This window comes from Actinomadura litoris (genome assembly GCF_009733595.1).
Classification (GTDB): domain Bacteria; phylum Actinomycetota; class Actinomycetes; order Streptosporangiales; family Streptosporangiaceae; genus Spirillospora; species Spirillospora litoris.
On record NZ_WOFH01000007.1, the window covers coordinates 378,154 to 401,515 of the forward strand.

The following is a 23,362-nucleotide window of genomic DNA, read 5'->3' on the forward strand; positions in this document are numbered from 1 at the left end:
GCGGCACTGCGGACTCTATTGCCCTGGCGGGTGTTCCCGCGCGCGAAACGGCCACGGCCGGAGCCCGATCCCAAAAGATCGTTCTCCGGCCGTGGTCTCGGTGTCAGTGACGGGTCACTGGCCGCCGGAGAGCTTCTCCCGCAGGGCCGCGAGCGCCTCGTCGGTGGCGAGGGCGCCACCGGTCGACTCGCTCTCGCCGCCGCCGGAGTAGGAGGTCTCGCCGCCGCCGCCACCGCCGGCACCGCCCGCGGGGGCGGCGTCGGCCTCGGCCTCGGCCTTGCGGGCCTCCTCGATCTGCTTGCGGTGGGCGTCGAAGCGGGCGCGGGCCTCGGCGTACTGCCGCTCCCAGGTCTCGCGCTGCTCGTCGAACCCTTCGAGCCACTCGCCGGTGTCGGCGTCGAAGCCCTCGGGGTACTTGTAGTTGCCCTGCTCGTCGTACTCGGCGGGCATCCCGTACAGCGTCGGGTCGAAGTCCTCTTCCTCGATGGCCGCAGCGCCCTCGTTGGCCTGCTTGAGCGACAGGCTGATGCGGCGCCGGTCGAGGTCGATGTCGATGATCTTCACGAAGATCTCGTCGCCGACCTGGACGACCTGCTCGGGGATCTCCACGTGCCGCTCGGCCAGCTCGGAGATGTGGACCAGGCCCTCGATGCCCTCCTCGACCCGGACGAACGCGCCGAACGGCACCAGCTTGGTGACGCGGCCCGGCACGACCTGGCCGATCTGGTGGGTGCGGGCGAACTGCTGCCACGGGTCTTCCTGGGTGGCCTTGAGCGACAGGGAGACGCGCTCGCGCTCCATGTCGACGTCCAGGACCTCGACCGTGACCTCCTGGCCGACCTCGACGACCTCGGACGGGTGGTCGATGTGCTTCCAGGACAGCTCGGAGACGTGCACGAGCCCGTCCACGCCGCCCAGGTCGACGAACGCGCCGAAGTTGACGATCGAGGAGACGACGCCCTTGCGGACCTGGCCCTTCTGCAGCGTGTTGAGGAAGGTCTGGCGGACCTCGCTCTGCGTCTGCTCCAGCCAGGCGCGGCGGGACAGGACCACGTTGTTGCGGTTCTTGTCCAGCTCGATGATCTTGGCCTCGAGCTCGCGGCCCACGTAGGGCTGCAGGTCGCGGACCCGCCGCATCTCCACCAGCGACGCGGGCAGGAAGCCCCGCAGGCCGATGTCGAGGATGAGGCCGCCCTTGACGACCTCGATGACGGTCCCGGTGACGATGCCGTCCTCGTCCTTGATCTTCTCGATCGTGCCCCAGGCGCGCTCGTACTGGGCGCGCTTCTTGGACAGGATCAGCCGGCCCTCCTTGTCCTCCTTCTGGAGGACGAGGGCCTCGACGTGGTCGCCGACGGTGACGACCTCGTTGGGGTCGACATCGTGCTTGATGGACAGCTCGCGCGAGGGGATGACGCCCTCGGTCTTGTAGCCGATGTCGAGGAGGACCTCGTCACGATCGACCTTGACGACGGTGCCTTCGACAATGTCGCCGTCATTGAAGTACTTGATGGTCTCGTCGATCGCTGCGAGGAAGGCTTCCTCGGACCCGATGTCGTTGACCGCTACCTGCGGGGTGGTCGAGGTGGCCTCGGTGCTGCTCGTCATGTGTCGGCTGGCTCCGGTACGGACATGGAAGTCGTATGGGTTGTGCGCGGAGGGCCGTTATCCGCCCTGCCGAGAACCGGAAGGGGACGCGGGCGGTGCCCCGTCGCTGTACCGAACCGATGTCGCCGACCTGACCGAGCGCGAGCCTGCTCCGTCCGAAGCGCACGCAGGCCCACAGCGCAGCGATCAGGATATGGGACCAATCTCTCGTGGTCAATCCGCATGCGGCCGCTCCCGGCTAGTAAACACGAGCGCGGGCCCTGTACTGCTTGGCGATCCGGTCCTCCGCGGCCCTCGGAATCGTGACCGTGTTCGGGTCGCCGTCAGATGTGTACCGCTCATCGGGGTGCTTGTCCAGATACTCCAGCCAGGCGGTCGAGCAGTACCGCTTGCAGTCGTTCTCGGCGATCTTCCCCTCGGACCGGACGCGGTTGATCGCCCACCGGTCGAACCTCTCGTCGAACGGCGACTCCGACGGCCGCCACCCCGCCAGGAAGATCCCCTGGAAGTGGTACCGCGCGTCCTCGCGCGCCCACGCCTTCTTGCGCGGCGCCGACCCGAACGGGTAGGCGAGCGTGGTGGTGTGCGCGCCGGCGAGGCCGAGGATCTCGTCCTCCATCCCGCCGATCTCGTCGCGGACCTGCTTCTCGGACATGCCGGACAGGTCCGGGTGGGTCGTCGTGTGGTTGCCGAGTTCGAACCCGTGCTGGGCGAGCCATCTGACGCCCGCGGCCGCCTCGGCCCCGCTCAGCTGGAACAGGTCCTTGTTGAGGTAGAACGTCGCGACGGGACGGAACCCGGGGTTCTCCCGCGCCACCTGCTCGATGACCGCGACGGCGGTGTCGGGTTCGGGGTCGCCCCGCGCGTCCAGCCCGAAATGGCCGGGAGTGCTGTCGTCGAAGGTCAGCACCACGGGGTGCCTCCCGGCGGGCACGTCGAACCGGCCGCCGACGAACTCCGCCGCCGTGACGGGGACGTAGCCGCTCCTGGCCAGCCGCGTCAGCTCGTCGTACAGCTCCTTGGACGAGCGGTCCAGCGACAGCTCCGCCTTCTTCATGATCCGGTGGTACATGAGCACCGGCACCTGGCCCAGCTCGTTGGCCTTCGCGGCCACCGCGCCGGGCGCCGCCGCCGGGATCGGCGCCGTGACGGTCGGCGTCGGGCTCACCGGCGTCGCCGAGGAGCCGGCGGGCCGGTCCTTCACCCCGCCCCCGGGAGCCGCCCGCCCGGTCGGCGTCATCGTGCCCGCGGCTCCGGCCTGCGTCGCGGTGGGCTCCTTCTTGTCGCGGTGCCCCCGTCTCTCCCCCGGCAGCGTGAGCCCGAGCACCACGGCACAGATGATCACAACTCCGGCGATCTTGTGTAGGAGAGGCACGTTCCCCCCGTCCTCGACGCGGACCAGGACCTGAAGCACGACCAGGGACAGCGTAGAGCGCCCCGGACATCCACGGACACCTACTCGCTTACCCGCCTGATCTTCACGCACCGCCCCGCCCGCCCACGGGATCCGCCCAAGTCCGAAAACCCCCGGTAAACCCACCCGCGCCACCGAGGAACGAGTCGAACATTTCAGACACGCCGAAGAAACCTGGGCCGACAGAAGTCACCCAGAACAGACCACAGGGCAACGGCCCGAGGAGCGGACCTCAGCCGTCACGCGAGCGCGTAACTGACCGGTGGGGGCGAAGCCGAAGGCGAGCCCCCACCGGGAAGATCGCGAAGCGATGCCGCGCTCGCACAAGATCGGTCAGGTGGGCGAGCCGCCAGGCGAGCCCACCTGGGCCGAGATTGAATCAATGAGCAGCGTCCTGCCAGGTGCGGCCGGTGCCCATGGAGACGCCGAGGGGCGCGCGGAGTTCGTAGGCGCCGGCCATCCGGGCGCTGACCAGGTCCTTGAGGGCGTCGAGCTCGCCGGGGGCGACCTCGAAGACCAGTTCGTCGTGGACCTGGAGGAGCATCCGGGAGCGCAGGTCGGCGGCGCGCAGGGCGCGGTCGACGTCGAGGCTCGCGACCTTGATGATGTCGGCGGCCGAGCCCTGGATGGGGGCGTTGAGCGCCATCCGCTCGGCCATCTCGCGGCGCTGCCGGTTGTCGGAGTTGAGGTCGGGGAGGTAGCGGCGGCGGCCGAGGATCGTCTCGGTGTAGCCGTCCTGGCGGGCCCTGGCGACGATGTCGTGCAGGTAGTCGCGGACGCCGCCGAACTGCTGGAAGTACTCCTCCATGAGCCCGCGCGCCTCGTCGGGGGAGATGCGGAGCTGCTGGGAGAGCCCGTAGGCCGACAGGCCGTAGGCGAGGCCGTAGTTCATCGCCTTGATGCGGGCGCGCAGCTCGGAGTCGATCTGCTCGGGCGGCAGGCCGAACACGCGGGACGCGGTGATGGTGTGGAAGTCGGCGCCGGAGCCGAACGCCTCCAGCAGCGCCTCGTCCTCCGACAGGTGCGCCATGATCCGCAGTTCGATCTGGGAGTAGTCGGCGGTGAGGAGCGACTCGTAGCCGCCGCCGACGACGAACGCCTCGCGGATCTGGCGGCCCTCGGCGGTGCGGATCGGGATGTTCTGGAGGTTCGGGTCGGTGGAGGACAGCCGGCCGGTGGCGGCGACCATCTGGTTGAAGGTGGTGTGGATGCGCCCGGCGTCGTCGGCCATCGGGATGAGGGAGTCGACGATGCTCTTGAGCTTGGCGACCTCGCGCCAGCGCAGGATGCGCTCCAGGACGGGGTGGCCGTCCTTCTCCAGCAGCGTGGTGAGCGCCTCGGAGTCGGTGGTGTAGCCGGTCTTGGTGCGCTTGGTCTTCGGCAGGTTCAGCTCGTCGAACAGGACCTGCTGCACCTGCTTGGGGGAGCCGAGGTTGAACTCGCGCCCGACCGCCTCGTGGGCGCCGCGCTCCTGCTCCTTGACCTGCGCGCCGAGGGAGGCCGACAGCCCGGACAGGTGGTCGGCGTCGACGGCGATCCCGGCGCGCTCCATCCCGGCGAGGACGCCGACGAGCGGCAGCTCGACCTCGTGCAGGAGGCGGGTGGCGCCGCGCTTGTCGAGGTCGGTGTCCAGGACGTCGGCGAGCTCGGCGACGGCGCGCGCGCGGACGGCGAGCGCCTCGGCGGCCTCCTCCTCGCCGGAGCCGTCGAGGGTGAGCTGGCCGGAGTCCTCGGTCTCGTTGCGCAGCTCGCGGTGCAGGTAGCGCAGGACGAGGTCGGACAGGTCGAAGGTCCGCTGGCCCGGCAGCGCCAGGTAGGCGGCGAGGGCGGTGTCGCTGGTGACGCCGTCCAGGGCCAGGCCGCGCGCGGCGAGCGCGAGCATCGGGCCCTTGGCCTCGTGCAGGGCCTTCGGCCGGGACGCGTCGGCGAGGTAGGCGGCCAGGGCGCGCTCGTCGTCCTCGATCAGCTCGACCGGGTCGAGGTGGACGGCGGGGCCCTTCTTGGACGCCAGCGCGAGCGCGGTCAGCTCGCCGGTGCCGCGCCCCCAGGTGCCGGTGGCGGCGAGGCCGAGCCGGTCGCCGGCGTTGGCCTCCAGCCAGGCGCCGAGCGCGCCGGGCTCCAGCGCCTCCAGCTCGACCTCGAAGCCCTCGTCGGCCTCGGGCTCGGCGGCGGAGATCGAGGAGTACAGGCGCTCGCGCAGCACCCGGAACTGGAGCGAGTCGAAGAGGGTGTGGATCTCCTCGCGGTCCCACTGGCCCATGGCGAGCTGCGGCGGGGTCAGCTCCAGGCCGACCTCGGTGTCGAGCTTGTTGATCTGATGGTTGCGCAGCACGCCGGCGAGGTGCTCGCGCAGGCTGTCGCCGGCCTTGCCCTTGATCTCCTCGACGCGGTCGACGAGGGTGGCGAGGTCGCCGTACTTGACCAGCCACTTGGCGGCGGTCTTCGGGCCGACGCCGGGGACGCCCGGCAGGTTGTCGCTGCTCTCCCCCACCAGCGCGGCCAGCTCGCGGTAGCGCTCGGGCGGGACGCCGTACTTGGCCTCGACGGCGGCCGGGTCCATCCGGGCCAGCTCGGACACGCCGCGCACCGGGTACAGGATCGTCACGTGCTCGTCGACGAGCTGGAAGGCGTCCCGGTCGCCGGTGACGATCAGGGTGTCGAGGCCGGCCGCGGTGGCCTGCACCGACAGGGTGGCGATGATGTCGTCGGCCTCGAACCCGGCGACCGACATCCGCGGGACGCGCAGCGCGTCCAGCACCTCGAAGATCAGGCTGACCTGGCTGCGGAACTCGTCGGGGGTCTTGGCCCGGCCCGCCTTGTACTCCACGTACTGCTCGTGCCGGAACGTCGGCTCGGAGCGGTCGAAGGCCACCGCGATGTGGGTGGGCTGCTCGTCGCGCAGGACGTTGATGAGCATGGACGTGAAGCCGTACACCGCGTTGGTGGGCTGCCCGTCGGTGGTGGAGAAGTTCTCCACGGGCAGGGCGAAGAACGCCCGGTAGGCCAGGGAGTGCCCGTCGAGCAGGAGGAGCCGGTCACGCTTGTCAGGGGTCGATGCTGTGGTCGCCACACCAGGACTCTAGTCTGCGCCTGGGACACTTTTGCGGAGGCTTCGTGAGCGACACCGGCGGCGAGAGCGCGACCGAGCGGAATGCCAGGATCCTCTCGGGCCTGGACGGTCATTCCTATGGTGACCTGGCCAAGTCCATGGGGATCGAGTTCCTGGAGGGCAGCGCCGAGCGGGTCGTGGGGCGCATGCCGGTCGCGGGGAACACCCAGCCGTACGGGCTGCTGCACGGCGGCGCCTCCTGCGTGCTGGCCGAGACGCTCGGCTCGTCGGGCGCCGCGCTGCACGCCGGCCCGTCCCGCATCGCGGTCGGGATCGAGATCAACGCCACCCACCACCGGTCGGCGAGCGAGGGCTTCGTGACGGGCGTCGCGACCCGCGTGCACGGCGGCCGGACGCTCGCCACCTACGACATCGTGATCACCGACGACCGGGACCGGCGGGTCTGCACCGCGCGCCTGACCTGCATGCTCCGCGATCTCCCCGGCGCCTGATCCGCCGCTTCCTTTGCGGTCGACCGCCCCGGGTCTGTAGCGTGGATCGGAACGGCCCGGGATCACCGAGTAGACAACGTACGCGCCCGGGGAAGGTTCGTACGGCCCCAAAGGTGATCCCGGGCTTCTGCGTGCCCGGCCCCGCCCGCGCCGGGGTCGCGGTTGGGTTGCGATCCGTCGTGGACCGTTCACCCCGTCCGGGGATCGGCCGTACGTTCCGTCCATGCCTCCGATCAAGCGATCCGGTGCCGCGCTCGCGCTCGTGCTCGCCGCCGTCCTGCCGGCGGGCTGCTCGGGCTCGGGGGACGGGAGGTCCGCGGCCACCTACGCGATCCCGGCCGAGAAGGTCCGCGAGTCCGAGGCCGCCACGACCGGCAGGACCGGACGCAGCGCCGACATGGAGTTCACCGTGATCGGGTTCCGTGAGCGGATGACGGAGGTGATGGGCACCCACGCCGCCATGGGCGCCCACGGCGCCTTCGCGCGCGTCCGGCTGCTCGCGGTGAACACCGGCCGCGACATCCAGGTCTTCGACACCTGGAAGCAGCGGCTCGTCACCACCGACGGCAGGTCCTACGGGCCCGACGTCAACGCCACCATGATCAAGCGGCAGCCGGAGCGGCTGTCGGTCGGCGCGTCGATGCGCTGCGAGTTCGACCTGTGGTTCGACGTGCCGCGCGGGTCGAAGGCCAAGGCCGTCCGGTTGCAGGGGTCCCCGCCGGTGGGGGCCGTCAGCGACCCCGCCCCCGCCGAGATCCCGCTCCCCTGACCCGCCGCCGGGCGGTCAGCGGTCCAGGACGCGGACGACCGTGCCGAGGATCCTCTCGCGGGGGAAGAGGCCCATCTGCCGCGAGTCCACGCTGTTCCGCGGGTTGTCGCCCAGGAGGACGTAGCCGCCGTCCGGGACTCGTCCGTTCGGCGCCGGTGCGATGAGCCCGGCCTCCGCGGGCAGGTCGTCGCCCGGCGCCCCCGCGACCCGCTTGATGTACCAGTCGCGGCGGGCCAGCCCACCGGGCGCGCCGCCGCGCGGCACCGGGGGCGCGGGCCACCCGAGGCCGACGACGGGCTGCTCGACGACGACGATCTCGCCCCGCGCGGGGGCGCGGCCGCGCCGCACCAGCACCCGGTCGTCCGAGCGGTAGGTCGGCTCCATGCTCGCGCCCTGGACCGTGACGACCACGAACCGCCTCCGGGCCGAGACGGCCAGCAGCGCGGCGGCGCCGACCACCGCCGCGGCCGCGGCGCCCGTCCGCCGCCCGGTCACGTGTAGCCCTTCGATTGCAGGTCGAACATCCGGAAGTACTCCCCCTTCTTCCGCATGAGCGTCTCGTGGTCGCCGAGTTCGGCGACCGCGCCGTCCTTGATGACCGCGATGCGGTCCGCGTCGCGGACGGCGTTCAGCCGGTGCGAGACCAGGACGCTCGTCGACCTCCGCCGGAGGTCGAGCAGGGTCGTGTGGATCTCGTGCTCGGACTCGGCGTCCAGCCCCGAGGACGGCTCGTCCAGGATCATGAGGTCGCGGTCGGCGCGCAGGAAGGCGCGGGCCAGCGCGATCCGCTGCCACTCGCCGCCGGACAGCACGACGCCCTCCCCCTCGCCGTCCTCCGCCGGGAACATCCTGGTCAGCGGGGTGCCGTAGCCGCCGGGCAGGGAGAGCAGCCGCTCGTGGATCCGCGCCCTGCTCGCCGCCTCGACCACGTGCCGCCCGTCCCGCATCCGGCTCAGGTCGCCGACCGCGATGTTCTCCAGCGCGCTGATGTCGTAGCGCATGTAGTCCTGGAAGACGGCGCTGATGCGCGCCCTCAGCTCGTCGACGTCGAGCCGGGCCAGCTCGACGCCGTCCCAGAGGATCGTCCCCCGGGTCGGGTCGTAGAACCGGCAGAGCAGCTTGACCAGGGTGGACTTGCCCGCGCCGTTCGCGCCGACGATCGCCGTGGCCTCCCCCGGCGGGATCTCCAGGTTCAGGCCGCGCAGCACCCAGGGGTGCTCGTCGGAGTAGCGGAACCAGACGTCGCGGAACTCGATGCGGGGTGCCGGCGGCCACGGGACCGGCGGCGCCGGGGCGGCGCGCGGCCGGGCGACCGCGAGGTCCGGGGCCGCGCGGACCAGGTCCACGTACCCGGCGAGCATCAGCGTGGCCTGGCGCGCGCGGGCGATCTCGTTGGACAGCACGGCGAACGCGCCCTGCAGCCCGGTGATCGAGGCGACGACGACGGTGACGTCCCCGGCGGACAGGCGCCCGTCGAGGGCCGCCGAGACCGACCACACCAGCCCGTACCCGGACACGAGCGCGGCCACGGCCCCGAGGCCGACCTGCATGAGCAGCTCCCGCCCGTCCACGCGCCTGCGGGCCCTGTTGGCCTTGCGCCGCTCCTCGCTCATCCGCCGCCGCAGGAACGCCCCGATGCCGAACAGCCGCACCTCCTTGGCGGCCTCCACGCTCGTGAGGAGCTGCCCGTAGGCGATCTCCCTCCGCTCGACGGGGCCGACCCGCCAGAGCATCCGCACCCGCGCCTTGGCCAGCGCCGTCTCGGCGACCAGCACCGGCACGCCCGCCGCCACGACGAGCAGGGTCAGGACGGGGCTCAGCGTGAACAGGGCGCCCAGGAACCCGGTGACGGTGATCGCGCCCCGCGCCGAGGCGAGCACCCCCTCCAGCACCGAGCCCGGCGCGGCGGACGCCGCCTGCTGGGCCATCCGCAGCCCGTCCAGGGAGCGCGGGTCCTCGAACCGCGCCAGCCCCTTCCAGGCGTTGACGGCGCCGAACAGCTCGTCCTGCGCGAACAGGCTGATCTTCCGGTCCATCTCGGCGCGCAGGTAGACGACGACCTGGGGGCTCAGGGCGTAGACGGCGCCGAGCGCGGTCAACCCGACGGGCAGCCACCCCGGGACGTGCGGGCGCGGCCGCACCAGGCCGTCGAGCAGCAGCTTCGTCAGCCAGGCGATCGCGACGGGGCACACCCCGGCGAACAGCGTGATCGGGACGTACAGCAGCAGCTCGCCCCCGCTCGCCCGGACGGCCAGCCGGACGGCCTCGGTGAGGCACGCGATCGCCGAGCTCCTGGGCGTCCCGGGGACGTCCGCGTCCACCGGCCTAGAACACGACGTCGTTGTCGACGACCACGAGGCGGTTCCGCTCGTCCGGCTCCACCTGGAGGACGGTCGGATACATCCTGACGCCGAACGCCCTGCCGAGCGGGCCGAACGGCTGCTCGCTGACGACGTTGGCGTAGGGGGCGAGCGCGTCGATGAAGCCGCGGCCGTCCGCCCTGTCGCCGACGACCGCGACGAGCAGGCTCTCCCGCGGGTTCGGCAGGCTCTTCGCGTAGTCCACGAACCTCGGCAGCTTCTCGCGGCACGGCTCGCAGTCCGGGGAGAAGAACGCGACGGTGGTCTTTCCCGTGAAAGCGCCGCCGTCGATCTCGACGTCGTCCACGGTGACGGTCGAGAACGGCTCGGCCGGCGTCCCGATCTCGACGAGGGGATTATCGAGCGCCGCCCTCCCGCGCGCCGAGAGCAGGGTGGTGTGCTCGCGCAGCCTGCGGATCACGCCGAAGGTCAGCACCAGGTTCAGGACGCACAGAACCGCCGCCAGCGCGGCGACGGCACCCGGAATGGACATGGTTCTCCCCGTTCTGCGAACTGGTTCAGGAACACCGGGAATGGCACTTCACATCGCACCGGCCGCGGAATGGCCGAATGCCGGGCGCGGACCCGGGGCCGACCGCGTGGGCGCCCGGCGGCCGGCCCCGGGCACTCACCCGCGCGTCAGCACTGCGCGCCGGTGTTGTAGCACGAGCCGCAGGTGTAGGGCCCGCCCGCCTGACCGGTCCAGCAGCAGTTGCGGAAGTAGATCCACCTCGGGGCGTAGCTTCCGGTCCCGTGGCACCCGCAGGTCTGCGTGAAGCAGTCCCCGGCCGCGGCCGTCACCTTCGGCGCGAAGATCTCCAGTGCCCGGTCGCTGAGTTTCGCGAGCATCGGCGTCCTCCTCTCAAGGAAAGGTAACTGGTGTTCTCGCCGGCCAGATCAGTAGAACATCCCGGTTGTTACAGGGCAAGAACGACGCATTCCCAAGAGAACGCGCCATTGCATTTCGCCGTCGATCGAAACAGCGAGGCCATCGCTAAAGGAGATCGGAACACATGTTGACCTGGGTGAATTCACACTTCCCCGACGAATGAGCCTCGATGGTTCTCACGGAAAGCGAAGCGGCGCCACCGAGCGCGATGGTTCTAACGCCCGGCTCAACGCCGGAGTCCGGGGTCACAAACCCGGTGCCGCGCGGGCGCGGGCACCCGGAGACAGCGGAACGCCCGCCGTTCCCGGACGGACCGGGAACCGGCGGGCGCTCCACACGGGTCGCCTGCGCGGCGCGCGCTACCCCGCGTCGTCCGAGGACGGCGCGTCGGGGCGCGTGGCGCGAGGGGCCGCCTCAGAGCCGGAGGAGCCCTTCCCGCCCTTGGCGGACGCCTCGCCGTCGCCCAGGTCGCCGCCCAGGTAGGCCGCGCGGACCTCGGGGTCGTCCAGCAGGTCCCCGGCGGGCGCCGTCTTCACCACCCGGCCGGTCTCCAGCACGTACGCGCGGTGCGCGATCTGGAGGGCCTGCTGGGCGTTCTGCTCGACCAGCAGCACGGTGGTGCCGCGCCGGTTGATCTCCTGGATGATCGTGAAGATCTGCTGCACGAGCATCGGCGCGAGCCCCATGGACGGCTCGTCCAGCAGCAGCACCTTCGGCTTGGCCATGAGCGCCCGCCCGATCGCGAGCATCTGCTGCTCGCCGCCGGACATCGTGCCGCCCGCCTGCGACTTGCGCTCGGCGAGCCGCGGGAACAGCTCGTAGGCCTCGGCGAGCTCCTTGGAGGGGTCGTCCTTGCGGGCGTAGGCGCCCATCAGGAGGTTCTCCTCCACCGTCATGCCGGGGAAGATCCCCCGGCCCTCCGGCGCCTGCCCGATCCCGACGAGGACCCGCTTGTGGCCCGCCATCGAGCTGATGTCGCCGCCGTCGAAGCGGATCGCCCCCGACGTCAGCGAGCGCAGCCCCGAGATCGTCTTCAGCGTGGTCGTCTTCCCGGCGCCGTTGGCGCCGATCAGCGTGACGATCTCGCCCTGGTCGACCGACGCGGTGATGCCCTTGAGCGCCGCGATCTTTCCGTAGTGGACGTGGATGTCCTCGATCTCAAGAAGCATCGGCCGGAGCCCCCAGATACGCCTCGATGACCCGCGGGTCGTTCTGCACCTCGGCCGGCAGCCCGTCGGCGATCTTCTGGCCGAAGTCCAGCACCGCGACCCGGTCGCTGATCCCCATCACGAGGCTCATGTCGTGCTCGATCAGCAGCACCGTGACGCCGGTGTCGCGGATCGTGCGGATCAGCTCCTGGAGCGCGACCTTCTCCGCCGGGTTCATGCCGGCGGCCGGCTCGTCCAGCAGCAGCAGCTTCGGGTCCGTGCCGAGCGCCCGCGCGATCTCCAGCCGCCGCTGGTCGCCGTAGGGGAGGTTCTTCGCGGCCTCGCCGGCCCGGTGCGAGATCCCCACCAGCTCCAGCAGCTCGCGGGCCCGCTCGCGGCCCTGGCGCTCCTCGCGCCGGTGCCACGGCAGGCCGAGCGACGCCCCGGCGATGCCCGTCCGGTGGTGGGTGTCGGTGCCCACCAGGATGTTCTCCAGCGCCGTCATGTTGTGGAACAGCCGGACGTTCTGGAAGGTCCGGGCGACGCCGAGCTTGGTGACGCGGTAGCGCTTCTTGCCGTCGATCCGCTTGCCGTCGAACACCACCTGGCCCTCGCTCGGCCGGTAGACGCCGGTGGTCACGTTGAACACCGTCGTCTTGCCGGCCCCGTTCGGGCCGATCAGCGCGAAGATCTCGCCCTTGCCGATCCTGATGTCGACCTTGTTCAGGGCGACGACGCCGCCGAAGCGCATGACGACCTCACGCAGCTCCAGCACCGGCGTCCGCCCGCTCGCCTCGGTCACTTGCCCACCTCCCCGGCGGCGGCGGCCTGGCCGGGCCCGGCCACCTCGGCTCCCATACTGCCCATGCCGCCGGTGCCCTCCGCCAACTCGGCCTTGCGGCGGCGGGAGGGCCACAGCCCCTCCGGACGGAAGATCATCATCAGCACCAGCGCGGCACCGAAGATCAGCATCCGGTAGTCCTGCATGAACCGGAACCGCTCGGGCAGCCACGCCACCACGAAGGCGCCCAGCATCACGCCCGGGATGTTGCCCGAGCCGCCCAGCACCACGCCCGCGAGGATCAGGGCCGACACCAGGAACGTGAAGTTGTCGGGGTTGATCGAGGTCTGCTTGCCGGCGAACACCACGCCGCCGCTGCCGCCGATCGCCGCGCCGATCGCGAACGCCGCGAGCTTGAACTTGAACGTCGGCACGCCCATCAGCTCGGCCGCGTCCTCGTCCTCGCGGATCGCCGCCCAGGCGCGGCCCACCCGCGACCGGTCCAGCCGCTTCACGAAGATGATCGTCAAGATGATGAAGAACAGCAGCAGGTAGTAGTACGGCCGCGAGTCCAGCAGCCCGTACTTCAGCGGCTGCACGCCCATGATCTCGAACTCCGACAGCGTCGGGGGGTGCGGGATGCCCTGGATGCCGCGCGGGCCGTTGACGTAGGAGCTGTTCTGGGCCGTCACCCTGACGATCTCACCGAAGCCGAGCGTGACGATCGCCAGGTAGTCGCCGCGCAACCGCAGCGTCGGCGCGCCGAGGATGACCCCCGCCAGCGCCGAGAACACGATCGCGAGGACGAGCGTCTCCCAGAACGACCAGCCGTGCTTCGAGGCGAAGATCGCGATGGTGTAGCCGCCGACCGCGTAGAACGCCACATACCCGAGGTCGAGGAGGCCGGCCATGCCGACCACCACGTTCAGGCCGAGCGCCAGCAGCACGTAGATGGCGATCTGGTCGCTCAGCATCGACGCCCAGTCGGTGCTGCTCGGCGCCATGAACGAGCCGATCGTCTGGTTCGGCAGCAGCAGCGCGCCGATGACGAGCAGGAGGTAGACGCTCCAGCGCGCCCAGCCGGGCGCGTCCGCCCACGCGTCGCGGGCGCGGTCGAGCGAGAGGCCCGACGCCGCGGAGTTCGCGTTCGCCTTCTTGGAGAGGTTCATGCGCGCGCCTGCTGGAGTGACTCACCGAAGATTCCGGTGGGACGGAACATCAGGACGAGGATGAGCAGGGAGAACGCGACGACGTCCCGCCATCCCGAGCCGAAGAAGCTGGAACCGTAGGTCTCCAGCAGCCCCAGCACGAAGCCGCCGGCCAGCGCCCCGCGGATGTTGCCGATCCCGCCGAGCACCGCCGCCGTGAACGCCTTGATGCCGAGCAGGAACCCGACGAAGTAGTCGGTCTGCTCGATGCGCACGATGTAGAGGGCCGCGGCGACGCCCGCCATGATGCCGCCGATCAGGAACGTCGTCTGGACGACCCGGTCGATGTTCACGCCCATGAGCACCGCGGTCTCCGGGTCCTGCGCGGTCGAGCGGATGCCGCGGCCGAGCTTGGTCCGGTTCACGAACTGGTCGAGGGCGATCATCATCAGGACGGCGCCGACGAACACGATCAGCTTGTCGTTGCTGACGTGGATCGGCCCGATGTCGATGACCGTCTTGAGCTTCCGGAAGTGCTCGTTGACGGGAAGCTTGCCGCCCGACTTGGAGGTGCCGAACACGTGGCGGATGATCACCGTGCCGAACAGCTGCTGGATGAAGATCGACGCACCGATCGCCGAGATCAGCGCCGCGAGCCGCGACGCCCCTCTCTTCCGGAGCGGTCTGTACGCCGTCACCTCCAGGAGCATGGCGCTACCGCCGGCCACCGCCCCGGCGACCACGGCCATGACCACAACGACGCCGATCAGGGCGAACCCGCCGACCTGGTCGACGCCCATGGACCGGACCGTCCACAGCGCGGCGAACGTACCGATCATGAAGACGTCGGCGTGCGCGAAGTTGATCAGACGGAGCACGCCGTAGACCATCGTGTAGCCGAGCGCCACCAGCGCGTAGATCGCGCCCAGCGACAGCCCGTCGACGGTCGACGGCCAGAATTGATTGATGAAGTCGTCGAGCACCTTTGGTCGCCTTTGGTAAAAGGAGCGGGAGCGCTGTAGCGCTCCCGCTCCCGCTCCATCAGGGGCCCCCCGGAACGGGGGAAGGGTCGGGCAGGGCGTGGTGACGCCTACGCGACCTTGGCCTCCTTGCTGTTGCCGAGCAGCGGAATCGTGTTGTTCTTCACCTCGTAGATGAAGATGTCCTGCGCCGCCAGCTCACCGTGTTCGTCGAACTTGATCGGCTTGCCGACCCCCTGGAAGCTCACCGTCTTCAGGGCGTCGTTGATGTCCTCGGTCGTCTTCTTGCCGGACTTGATCGCCTCGATGAACGCCGTCGCCGCGTCGAAGCCCTCGGTCGAGTAGATCGCGACCTCGGTGTTGAACTTGGCCTTGTAGTCGGCCGCGAACTTCTTGGCCTTCTCGTTGGTCTTGCCCGTGGCGTCGATCAGGCAGCCGCAGCTCAGCAGCGCGCCCTGCGCGTTCTGCTGGCCGGCGCCCTCGACCAGGCCCGTCGCCAGCGAACCGTCGCCCGACATCATCTTGCCCTTGTAGCCGCCCTCGCGGAGCTGCTTGAACAGCCGGCCCGCGACCGCGTAGTAGCCGCCGAAGTACACCGCGTCCGGCTTCGCCTGGTTGATCTTGTTGACGGTCGAGGAGTAGTCCGTCCCCTTGTCGTTCACGGCGTCGCTCTGGACCGTCGCGCCCTTGGCCTGCACGGCCTTGCCGACCGCGTCCGCCAGGCCCTTGCCGTAGTCCTGGTTGTCGGAGACCGTGAAGAGCTTCTTCACCCCCGCGTTCGTCAGGAACTCGCCGGCGCCGGCGCTCTGCACCGCGTCGTCGGCCACCACGCGGTGCCAGTACTTCCAGCCCTTCTCGGCGAGCGTGATCTGCGTCGCCGACGGCGTGACGCTCGGCACCTTCGCCTCGTTCAGGATGGGGTTGGCCGCCTGCGACTCACCCGAGAACGCCGGGCCGATGAGGCCGACGATCTTGTCGTTCTTGATCGCGCCCTGCACCTGGGTCGTCGCCTGCTCGGCCTTGCCCTGGGTGTCGTACTTCTTCAGCTTGATCTTGATCTTCGGGTTGGTGGCGTTGTACTGGTCCACCGCCAGCGTCGCGCCCTGCCAGGGCGGGACCACCAGACCCGAGTTCTCACCGGTCAGGTCGCCCATGAATCCGATCGTGACCTCGTCGCCACCGGAGCCACCGTCGTCGTCACTGCAGGACACGGCGCCGAGCGCGAGCACCGCGCTCACCGCCATCGCGCCGGTCACCCTCATCTTGTTGCGCCGCAAGGTGCCCAACCTTTCCATCCGGATCCGGCAGGGGATCGGGTACGAGTGAAACCCCGACGCCGACCTCTGGTGGAGGAATCGGTCACTCGGGGACCAGCTATGTCGTACACCGTGGAGCCGTCCCAGATCAGCACCCCCGGATAGAAGGGTTACTCGTTCGTTACTCCCCCGTGCCCATCTGATACAGGGCATTGCCAGGGACGATTACGAAACGTGAACACAGCGGGTTGCACAAGGTACCCGCGTGAAACCTTGACAACACGAAGCGTGACTGGGAGTGGAGTCAGCCCGCGGCGGGCTCGTCGCGCCCGGGGCCGCCGCCGCTCGCCCCGGCCACCACGGCCTCGGCGACGGCGCGCATCGTCAGCCTGCGGTCCATCGAGGTCTTCTGGATCCAGCGGAACGCCTCGGGCTCGGTCCAGCCGTTGGCCTCCTGGAGCAGGCCCTTGGCGCGATCCACGAGCTTGCGGGTCTCCAGGCGGTCCTGGAGGCCGGCGACCTCCGCCTCCAGCGCGCGCAGCTCGGTGTAGCGGCTGAGGGCCATCTCGATCGCGGGCGCCAGGTCGCTCTTGGAGAACGGCTTGACGAGGTAGGCCATCGCCCCGGCGTCGGTCGCCCGCTGGACGAGCTCGCGCTGGGAGAACGCGGTGAGGATCACGACGGGGGCGATCCGGTCCGCCGAGATCCGCTCGGCCGCCGAGATCCCGTCCAGGACGGGCATCTTGACGTCCAGGATCACCAGGTCGGGCCGGAGCTCGCCGGCCAGCCGCACGGCGTTCTCGCCGTCGCCGGCCTCGCCCACGACCTCGTAGCCGTCCTCCTGAAGCATCTCCTTCAGGTCCAGCCGGATCAGGGCCTCGTCTTCCGCGATCACCACGCGCCGAGCACTCTCCACGCGCACGAGCCTACCGGGACCCGCTACGCTGGTCTTGGTCAGGGCGCCCTCTGCGCGTGGGCGGAGCACCAAAGCCAGCATGTCCGTTTTAATGGGACATGAGCCCCGATATCCCAATGGCAGAGGAAGCGGTCTCAAACACCGTTTAGTGTGGGTTCGAATCCCACTCGGGGCACCTCTCTCCCCCGCCCCCCTGCGCGGCGACCCTCTTCCCGCACCCCCGAAACCCTTATTGACCTGCGAAGACGTCGTGCTGCCCGAGCGGGGTGCGGTGGCGGCCGCGGTCAGATCCGGCCGGTCAAGGCAATGAGGCGCCGCGCGGGGTTTCCGGAGCGACGTGGAAATGAGACCGCGTGGTGATTTCGCACACGCGCCGCATACGGCGCCCGCAGCGCCCACGGCGCCCACGGCGTCCGTGGGGCCTGCGGCGGACGCCGCGGCCGGGGCTGGGCGGCGCGGCGTCCGTGGCGAGCCGGGGAGCGCGAGGCGGATCGGCGCGGATCGGCGCGGATCGGCGCCGGATCGGCGCGGATCAGTAGGGCGTGTCGCCGATGTTGTGGACGCGCAGGGCGTTGGTGGAGCCGGCCGTGCCGGGGGGCGAGCCCGCCACCACGACGACGCGGTCGCCCTTCTGGCAGCGCCCGATCTCCACGAGCGCGTGGTCGACCTGGCCGACCATGTCGTCGGTGTGGTTGACCTCCGGGACGATGAAGGTCTCCACGCCCCAGACGTGCGCCAGGCGGCCCCGGACGGCGGGCACCGAGGTGAAGGCGAGCAGCGGGATCGGCGACCGGTAGCGCGACAGGCGGCGGGCCGTCTCGCCGGACATCGTGAACGCGACCAGTGCCTCGGCGCCGACGGTGGCGCCGACCTCGGCGGCGGCGCGGGCGATGGCCCCGCCGACGGTCTCGGGGATGCGGTCGAGGGTGTGGGTGGCGTGCAGCGCGGCCTCCTCGGCCGTGCTGACGATGCGGCTCATCGTCAGCACGGACTCGATCGGGTACTGGCCGACGCTGGTCTCGCCGGAGAGCATGACGGCGTCGGCGCCCTCGAAGACGGCGTTGGCGACGTCGGAGGTCTCGGCGCGGGTCGGCCGGGGCGCGGAGATCATCGATTCGAGCATCTGGGTGGCGACGATGACCGGGCGGGCCTTCTCGCGGCACAGCTCGATGGCGCGCTTCTGGACGATCGGGACCTGCTCCAGCGGCATCTCGACGCCGAGGTCGCCGCGCGCGACCATGATGCCGTCGAAGGCGGCGACGATCTCGGGGAGGCGCTCGACGGCCTGGGGCTTCTCGATCTTGCCGATGAGGGGGACGCGGACGCCCTCCTCCTCCATGATCTGGTAGCAGATGTCGGCGTCGGCGGGGGTCCGCACGAAGGAGAGCGCGACCATGTCGACGCCGAGCCGCAGCGCCCAGCGCAGGTCGGCCTCGTCCTTCTCGGTGAGGGCGGGGACGCTGACGGGGACGCCGGGCAGGTTGAGGCCCTTGTTGTCGGACACCATGCCGCCCACGGTGACGGTGGTGTGGACGCGCGGCCCGTCGACGCTCACGACCTCCAGGCCGACGCGCCCGTCGTCGATGAGGACGGTGTCACCTGGGCTGACGTCGCCCGGGAGGCCCTGGTAGGTGGTGGAGACCTCGCGGCGGGTGCCCGGGATGTCCTCGGTGGTGATGGTGAACTCGTCGCCGAGGGTGAGGCGGACGGGGCCGTCGGGGAACCGGCCGATGCGGATCTTGGGGCCCTGCAGGTCGGCCAGGACGCCGACGCCGCGTCCGGTGGCCTCCGCCGCCGCCCGGATCCGGTGGTAGACCTCCTCGTGGACGGCGTGCTCGCCGTGGCTCATATTGAGTCTGGCGACGTCGATGCCGGCCTCGACGAGGGCGGTGATCTGCTCGGGGCCGGAGCAGGCGGGACCGATGGTGCTGACAATCTTCGCTCGACGGGTCACTTGCACAACCGTAACTTAGTTACCCGCCGGTACGGATATAAGTGCAGGATGTGGTCACCTCGGGTTCACCGATTGGTCTAGGTCAGAGGTCTAGACCAGAAGTGGCCGTCTCACCCTTCGAACACCTCGACGGCGGTCCGGCAGAACGCCGCGAGGTCGCCCGGCCGCCTGCTGGACACGAGGACGTTGGGCCCGGCCGCGCAGATCCTCACCTCCTCGTCCACCCAGGTGGCGCCCGCGTTGCGCAGGTCGGTCCGCAGGCTCGGCCAGGAGGTCATCGTGCGGCCCCGGACCACGTCGGCCTCGATGAGCGTCCAGGGCGCGTGGCAGATGACGGCGACGGGCTTGCCCGCCTCGAAGAACGCCCGGGCGAAGCCCACGGCGCGGGGGTCGGTGCGCAGGAAGTCGGGGTTGGCGACCCCGCCGGGCAGGACGAGCGCGTCGAAGGCGTCCTGCCCGGACACCTCCACGGTCGTGTCGACGGGGAAGGTGTCGGCCTTGTCGAGGTGGTCGAAGGCCTGGATACGTCCGGACTGCGTGGAGACGAGGCGCGGCGTCCAGCCCGCCTTCTCGACGGCCTTCCACGGCTCGGTGAGCTCCACCTGCTCGGTGCCCTCGGGGGCGCAGAGGAACGCGATGGTCCTGACGTGCGGATCTGTCGGCATGTTGTCCTCCCTCCCCATGGCCCCTGCCCATGGATCGCGATGGTATGCAGGAGGCATGAACCCGACCGGCTATCGCGAGACGCCGCTCCAGGTCGCGGGGCTGGTGTGCGCCTGGGAGGCCGCGCTGCCCCCCGGCGCCGACCCGTACCTGCAGCGCGTGGTGCCGGACGGGTGCATGGACCTGATCTGGTCGCAGGAGGGGATCATGGTGGCCGGGCCCGACACCGGCCCGGCCCCGGCGCTGCTGCGTCCGGGCGACGCGATGGTCGCGGTCCGGTTCGGGCCGGGCGCGGCGCCGCCGGTGCTGGGGGTGCCGGCCGACGCCGTCCGGGACGTGCGGCCGCCGCTGCGGGAGCTGTGGGGCGCGGAGGCCGACCGGCTCGCGGAGGCGGTCGCGGCCGCGCGGACGGCGCGGGAGCGCGGCGCGGTGCTGGTGGCGGCGGTGGCGGCGCGCGCGGCGGCGGCCGGGCCCGCCGATCCGCTGGTGCCCGCGGTGGTGCGGGGCCTGGCGCACGGGTCGGTCCGGGCGGTCTCCGACGAGCTGGGCGTGGGCGAGCGGCAGCTCCGGCGCCGGTCGCTGGCGGCGTTCGGGTACGGGCCGAAGACGCTCCAGCGCGTCCTGCGGTTCCAGCGGGCGCTGCGGCTGGCGCGCACCGGGGGGCCGCTCGCGGACGTGGCGTACGCGGCGGGCTACGCCGACCAGGCGCACCTCGCGCACGAGGTGCGGGACCTGGGGGGCGAGCCCATCCGCGCCCTCCTGTGACCCTCCTGGGGCGTCAGGGCTTGAGCCTGCCGTACGCCTTCAGCGTGCGGAGGCGCTCGACGGTCAGGAACCCCCGCCAGTCGTGGCGGGTGACCGGCGTCCAGACGGGGAAGTTGACGTCCCAGCCGCCGTGCTCCCCCCGCGCGTCGATCAGCGCGTCCAGGTGCGCGTCGATGACCTCGGCGGTGAACAGGCGCCGCCCGAGGCCGCCGGGGGCGGGGGCGAAGTCGAGCGGGGAGTGCACCGCGCCCTCGGCGGACGGGTCGAGGGTCGCCGGCGCGGCGAGCGCGTCGCGGACGCGGGCGAAGGCGGCCTCCGCGCGGTCGCGGTCGGGGACGTGGTCGAGGAACATCAGGATGGCCAGGGCGTCGTAGGGGCCGGGCTCGGCGCCCTCGTCCTCCAGGTGCCGCCAGCAGAACGCGGTGGCGGGCCCGAGCCACGGGTGGTCGGATCCGGCGCGGTGGAGCAGGCCCGCGAGCGAGGCGGTGGGGTTGATCGTGCCGCGCTCCTCGCCGGAGGCCCGCCACCACGGGCCATGCGGCGTCTCCCGGACGGAGGGCAGCACGAACGGCACTCCCCCGTCCTCGTAGGTGATGGACGCCAGGTGGTCCCCGATGCGCGCCACGGCGGGGTCGTCGCTCGCGCCCGCCTGGTGGAGGATCTCCAGGGCGTGCTGCGCGGGGACGGGCTGGCTGCCCTCGCCGCGCAGGTCGGGTTCGAGGGCGTGCCCGTATCCGCCGTCGGGGTTCTCGTAGGGGCGGAGCGCGGCCAGCACGGGCTCGGCGCGCCCGCCGCGGAAGTGCAGGGCGAAGCGGTGGCGGTCTATGAGGCGCCCGTCGCGCAGCAGGCACTCCTCGGCGCGGGCCAGGTCGGCGTCGTTCAGAACCTTCATGGGCCCCACGCTAGGGCGGCCGCCGCGAACCGGTCTTGTAGGAAACGGACACCGCCGCGGACGCCCGCGGCGTGGGTGGGCCCGGCCACCCCAGCGGTGGGTGGCCGGGCCCCTGATGTCCCGCGTGCGGGGTGCGGGAGTCCGCGCGACCTGCGGCGACACGGTGACCGGCGCCGCCTGCCGGTGTCCGGCCGTCGCGTGGCCGAACGTAGCCGACCGCATCGGGGAGCACAAGTTGACGCGCGCGCCCCACGCGTCGCACCTGCCCCGACGCCGCCTCGCGCGGGGCGGTCACACCTTCGCCTCCGACCACTGGACGCGCGACCCGAACAGGACCCGCAGGGCGCGCTGCGCCTCGGCCAGGTCGGTGCAGGGCGGCTTGCCGCCGACCCGGAGGCGGCCCTCGTGGACGGTGCCGTCGTCCTCGGTGCGGCGGACGAGGAAGCGCACCGCCCACTGGTCCTTCCTGGCCCAGAACGTCGCCTGGACGACGGCGTCCCGGTCCAGGAGCCAGCTTCCGTCGCGTCCGAGCAGCTCAGCGGGCGTGCTGTCGAGGAGCCTCCCGATCCGCTCCCGGACCGGGAGGGTGGACATGCCGCCGCGCATCGCCTCGGCCGCCGAGATCCGCACGAACAGCACGCCGACGTCCAGGACGAGCGCGTCGTAGAAGTCGCCGTCCTCCTCCACCCCGTACAGCACGCCGACGAGGTCGACGGAGGCCCGGCCGGGCGCCTCGGGGCGGTGGGCGGGGTCGGCGCCCCACCCGGTCAGCCAGTCGCGGAGCGCCGGGACGTGCGCGGGGCCGAACACGTCGGGGACGACGGCCACCAGGTCGATCACGGTGCCGTCCGGGCCGGTGAGCGCGACGGGCTCGCCCGACCAGGAGAGCCGGGCGGCGACCCGTCCGGACGCCAGCAGCGCGGAGGTGACGAGCGCGCGCAGGTGCCCCACGAGCGCCTCGGGCCGCTCCCGGGTGCCGCCGGACAGCTCCCGGCCCAGCGCCGGCCCGGCGCCGCGCTCCAGGTCGGCGAGGACCGTCCCGAGCGCGGCCGGGGTGGTGCCCCCGGTGCGCTCGGCGGCGGCGAGCAGGTCCAGCGCGGCCTCGTCGGCCTGGAGCCGGGCGGTGCGGGCGGCGAGGTCGTCCCAGCCGAGCGCGGTGGCGTCGGCGCCGAACATCGCGGCGCCCAGCCGCTCCCCGAGCGCGGCCGGGTCGGTGAGGAGGGCGGTCGCGGGACGGGCGTCGGGGACGAGCCCGCCCGGTTCGGGGCAGGCCGCGATGGCCCTGAGCCGTTCGGCGAGCGTCGGGTGCGAGTCGTAGGGGTCGCGCTCCTCCGGCTCGTCCAGCACCTGGCCCAGTTCGGCGAGGCGGACCGGTTCGGCGAGCACGGCGCGGAACCCGCCGAGCAGGTCGGCGGGGACCAGGCCGTAGCGGGCACCGGGCGCGGCGAGGCGGTTCAGGAAGAACGCCCAGGCGGCGGCGGTGACGCGGACGGACCGGAGCGCGGCCGCGGCGGCCTCCCGCCCCGACAGCTCGACCATGAACCGGTCGGCCTCGATCTCCTGGGAGCGCCGCACCGCCTGCGACACCCGGAAGTAGACCTTCGCGTACCCGGTGAAGACCTTCCCCAGGACGGCGCTCAGCCCGCCGCCGCCCTCCAGCGCGCCGAGCGTGCGCTCCAGCGCGACCGAGCCGCGGTAGGTGATGCCGCCGAGCCGGGTGTGCCGCCCGCCGTAGTGGCCGAGCTCGTGGCCGAGGACGGCGCGGAGCTGGGCGACCGTGAGCGCCTCGACCAGCGGCACCCCGATGATCATGTAGCGGCGGCGGGCGGCGAGGCCGAACCAGCGGGTCTCCTCGCTCACCGCGGCGTTCACGTCCGGGACGAACCGGACCTCGTCGGGCGGGCGGGTGCCGATCCGCCCGGCCAGCTCGTCGATCGCGGCCCACAGCGCGGGCTCCTCGGCCCGTCCGGCGGGCAGGCCGCCGGGCGGCTCGGGACGGTGCCTGGACGCCTTGACCAGCGCGCCGAGCAGCGGCACCGACACCACCAGCATGCCCACGCCGATCTTGACGGTGGCGAGGCCGGGGGCGCGGACCATGAGGTGGAGCGCCAGGCCGGCGACGGCGAACACGGCGAGGGTGAGCAGGTAGTAGCCCGCGAGCAGCGCGACGGCCACGGCGGCGCGTAAGGAGGTCTTCACAGGGGGTTCTCATCGCTACCGGGTCCCGCGACGCGAGACGATCTTCAGGGTGCCGAAAT

The 23,362-nt window shown here is 71.6% G+C and carries 20 protein-coding genes and 1 tRNA gene; 4 read left to right on the forward strand and 17 right to left on the reverse strand.

Annotation, left to right across the window (positions count from 1 at the left end; translation table 11 throughout):
- Window positions 1–114: 114 nt before the first annotated feature.
- From rpsA to polA, 3 genes are all read right to left on the reverse strand, one after another.
- On the reverse strand, window positions 115–1,608 hold the full coding sequence (gene rpsA, locus GNZ18_RS22090; RefSeq protein WP_156218407.1) for a 30S ribosomal protein S1: 1,494 nt from the start codon (window positions 1,606–1,608) through the stop codon (window positions 115–117).
- A gap of 238 nt (window positions 1,609–1,846) precedes the next feature.
- Window positions 1,847–2,938 carry a polysaccharide deacetylase family protein gene (locus GNZ18_RS22095; protein WP_312874666.1) on the reverse strand — a complete coding sequence of 364 codons (1,092 nt, stop codon included), beginning with the start codon at window positions 2,936–2,938 and terminating at the stop codon, window positions 1,847–1,849.
- A gap of 463 nt (window positions 2,939–3,401) precedes the next feature.
- Window positions 3,402–6,092: a DNA polymerase I gene (polA, locus tag GNZ18_RS22100; RefSeq protein ID WP_214617867.1), complete on the reverse strand. Its 2,691-nt coding sequence runs from the start codon at window positions 6,090–6,092 to the stop codon at window positions 3,402–3,404.
- Window positions 6,093–6,229: 137 nt separating this feature from the next.
- Between polA and GNZ18_RS22105 the strand changes: the two genes are divergently transcribed.
- Complete coding sequence (locus GNZ18_RS22105; RefSeq protein ID WP_374225458.1) at window positions 6,230–6,583, forward strand: PaaI family thioesterase; 354 nt, start codon at window positions 6,230–6,232, stop codon at window positions 6,581–6,583.
- A gap of 223 nt (window positions 6,584–6,806) precedes the next feature.
- On the forward strand, window positions 6,807–7,352 hold the full coding sequence (locus GNZ18_RS22110) for a DUF4352 domain-containing protein (RefSeq protein ID WP_156218408.1): 546 nt from the start codon (window positions 6,807–6,809) through the stop codon (window positions 7,350–7,352).
- Window positions 7,353–7,367: 15 nt separating this feature from the next.
- On the opposite strand, the gene GNZ18_RS22115 is transcribed toward GNZ18_RS22110, so the two are convergent.
- The 10 genes from GNZ18_RS22115 to GNZ18_RS22160 all read right to left on the reverse strand — a co-directional run bounded on the left by GNZ18_RS22115 (window position 7,368) and on the right by GNZ18_RS22160 (window position 16,812).
- On the reverse strand, window positions 7,368–7,847 hold the full coding sequence (locus GNZ18_RS22115; protein WP_156218409.1) for a S26 family signal peptidase: 480 nt from the start codon (window positions 7,845–7,847) through the stop codon (window positions 7,368–7,370).
- Complete coding sequence (locus GNZ18_RS43735; RefSeq protein ID WP_216651401.1) at window positions 7,844–9,673, reverse strand: ABC transporter ATP-binding protein; 1,830 nt, start codon at window positions 9,671–9,673, stop codon at window positions 7,844–7,846. The genes GNZ18_RS22115 and GNZ18_RS43735 overlap by 4 nt, the downstream gene beginning before the upstream one ends.
- 4 nt (window positions 9,674–9,677) lie before the next feature.
- Window positions 9,678–10,205, reverse strand: a complete 528-nt coding sequence (locus GNZ18_RS22125) for a TlpA family protein disulfide reductase (protein WP_156218410.1) — start codon at window positions 10,203–10,205, stop codon at window positions 9,678–9,680.
- 146 nt (window positions 10,206–10,351) lie between these two features.
- On the reverse strand, window positions 10,352–10,561 hold the full coding sequence (locus tag GNZ18_RS22130) for a hypothetical protein (protein ID WP_156218411.1): 210 nt from the start codon (window positions 10,559–10,561) through the stop codon (window positions 10,352–10,354).
- A gap of 399 nt (window positions 10,562–10,960) precedes the next feature.
- Entirely contained in the window at window positions 10,961–11,770 is an 810-nt protein-coding gene (locus tag GNZ18_RS22135; protein ID WP_156218412.1) for an ABC transporter ATP-binding protein, read from the reverse strand.
- Window positions 11,760–12,500: an ABC transporter ATP-binding protein gene (locus tag GNZ18_RS22140; RefSeq protein ID WP_156218513.1), complete on the reverse strand. Its 741-nt coding sequence runs from the start codon at window positions 12,498–12,500 to the stop codon at window positions 11,760–11,762. Before GNZ18_RS22140 ends, GNZ18_RS22135 begins: the two co-directional genes overlap by 11 nt.
- A gap of 47 nt (window positions 12,501–12,547) precedes the next feature.
- Window positions 12,548–13,699 carry a branched-chain amino acid ABC transporter permease gene (locus tag GNZ18_RS22145; RefSeq protein ID WP_156218413.1) on the reverse strand — a complete coding sequence of 384 codons (1,152 nt, stop codon included), beginning with the start codon at window positions 13,697–13,699 and terminating at the stop codon, window positions 12,548–12,550.
- Complete coding sequence (locus GNZ18_RS22150; RefSeq protein ID WP_312874667.1) at window positions 13,696–14,661, reverse strand: branched-chain amino acid ABC transporter permease; 966 nt, start codon at window positions 14,659–14,661, stop codon at window positions 13,696–13,698. The genes GNZ18_RS22145 and GNZ18_RS22150 overlap by 4 nt, the downstream gene beginning before the upstream one ends.
- A 107-nt stretch (window positions 14,662–14,768) precedes the next feature.
- A complete protein-coding gene (locus GNZ18_RS22155) occupies window positions 14,769–15,935 on the reverse strand; it encodes a branched-chain amino acid ABC transporter substrate-binding protein (protein ID WP_246250120.1) in 1,167 nt (388 codons plus the stop codon).
- Between the two features lie 283 nt (window positions 15,936–16,218).
- The gene (locus GNZ18_RS22160; RefSeq protein ID WP_214618105.1) at window positions 16,219–16,812 is read right to left on the reverse strand and encodes an ANTAR domain-containing response regulator; all 594 of its coding nucleotides are present in this window, start codon (window positions 16,810–16,812) and stop codon (window positions 16,219–16,221) included.
- A 120-nt stretch (window positions 16,813–16,932) separates the two neighbouring features.
- On the opposite strand from GNZ18_RS22160, the gene GNZ18_RS22165 reads away from it, so the two are divergent.
- Window positions 16,933–17,005: transfer RNA gene (locus GNZ18_RS22165), tRNA-Leu, on the forward strand.
- 357 nt (window positions 17,006–17,362) lie between these two features.
- Here GNZ18_RS22165 and pyk read toward each other — a convergent pair.
- Both pyk and GNZ18_RS22175 read right to left on the reverse strand, forming a co-directional pair.
- Window positions 17,363–18,784 (reverse strand): pyruvate kinase, encoded by a 1,422-nt coding sequence (gene pyk, locus GNZ18_RS22170; protein WP_214617861.1) that lies wholly within the window; start codon window positions 18,782–18,784, stop codon window positions 17,363–17,365.
- A gap of 110 nt (window positions 18,785–18,894) precedes the next feature.
- Window positions 18,895–19,449 carry a type 1 glutamine amidotransferase domain-containing protein gene (locus GNZ18_RS22175; protein ID WP_156218414.1) on the reverse strand — a complete coding sequence of 185 codons (555 nt, stop codon included), beginning with the start codon at window positions 19,447–19,449 and terminating at the stop codon, window positions 18,895–18,897.
- A 55-nt stretch (window positions 19,450–19,504) separates the two neighbouring features.
- On the opposite strand from GNZ18_RS22175, the gene GNZ18_RS22180 reads away from it, so the two are divergent.
- On the forward strand, window positions 19,505–20,212 hold the full coding sequence (locus GNZ18_RS22180) for a helix-turn-helix transcriptional regulator (protein ID WP_156218415.1): 708 nt from the start codon (window positions 19,505–19,507) through the stop codon (window positions 20,210–20,212).
- Window positions 20,213–20,225: 13 nt separating this feature from the next.
- Here the strand turns inward: GNZ18_RS22180 and GNZ18_RS22185 are convergent, their stop codons facing one another.
- Window positions 20,226–21,104: a hypothetical protein gene (locus tag GNZ18_RS22185; RefSeq protein WP_156218416.1), complete on the reverse strand. Its 879-nt coding sequence runs from the start codon at window positions 21,102–21,104 to the stop codon at window positions 20,226–20,228.
- Window positions 21,105–21,395: 291 nt separating this feature from the next.
- Window positions 21,396–23,303: a M48 family metallopeptidase gene (locus GNZ18_RS22190; protein WP_156218417.1), complete on the reverse strand. Its 1,908-nt coding sequence runs from the start codon at window positions 23,301–23,303 to the stop codon at window positions 21,396–21,398.
- Window positions 23,304–23,362: the final 59 nt, after the last annotated feature.

Coding starts and splice junctions, on each gene's coding strand:
- GNZ18_RS22130 (WP_156218411.1), bottom strand. CDS start 10,561: ATGCTCGCGAAACTCAGCGACCGGGCACTGGAGATCTTCGCGCCGAAG.
- GNZ18_RS22180 (WP_156218415.1), top strand. CDS start 19,505: ATGAACCCGACCGGCTATCGCGAGACGCCGCTCCAGGTCGCGGGGCTG.
- GNZ18_RS22125 (WP_156218410.1), bottom strand. CDS start 10,205: ATGTCCATTCCGGGTGCCGTCGCCGCGCTGGCGGCGGTTCTGTGCGTC.
- GNZ18_RS22110 (WP_156218408.1), top strand. CDS start 6,807: ATGCCTCCGATCAAGCGATCCGGTGCCGCGCTCGCGCTCGTGCTCGCC.
- GNZ18_RS22175 (WP_156218414.1), bottom strand. CDS start 19,449: ATGCCGACAGATCCGCACGTCAGGACCATCGCGTTCCTCTGCGCCCCC.
- GNZ18_RS22135 (WP_156218412.1), bottom strand. CDS start 11,770: ATGCTTCTTGAGATCGAGGACATCCACGTCCACTACGGAAAGATCGCG.
- GNZ18_RS22140 (WP_156218513.1), bottom strand. CDS start 12,500: ATGCGCTTCGGCGGCGTCGTCGCCCTGAACAAGGTCGACATCAGGATC.
- GNZ18_RS22105 (WP_374225458.1), top strand. CDS start 6,230: ATGGGGATCGAGTTCCTGGAGGGCAGCGCCGAGCGGGTCGTGGGGCGC.
- rpsA (WP_156218407.1), bottom strand. CDS start 1,608: ATGACGAGCAGCACCGAGGCCACCTCGACCACCCCGCAGGTAGCGGTC.
- GNZ18_RS22145 (WP_156218413.1), bottom strand. CDS start 13,699: ATGAACCTCTCCAAGAAGGCGAACGCGAACTCCGCGGCGTCGGGCCTC.
- GNZ18_RS22185 (WP_156218416.1), bottom strand. CDS start 21,104: ATGAAGGTTCTGAACGACGCCGACCTGGCCCGCGCCGAGGAGTGCCTG.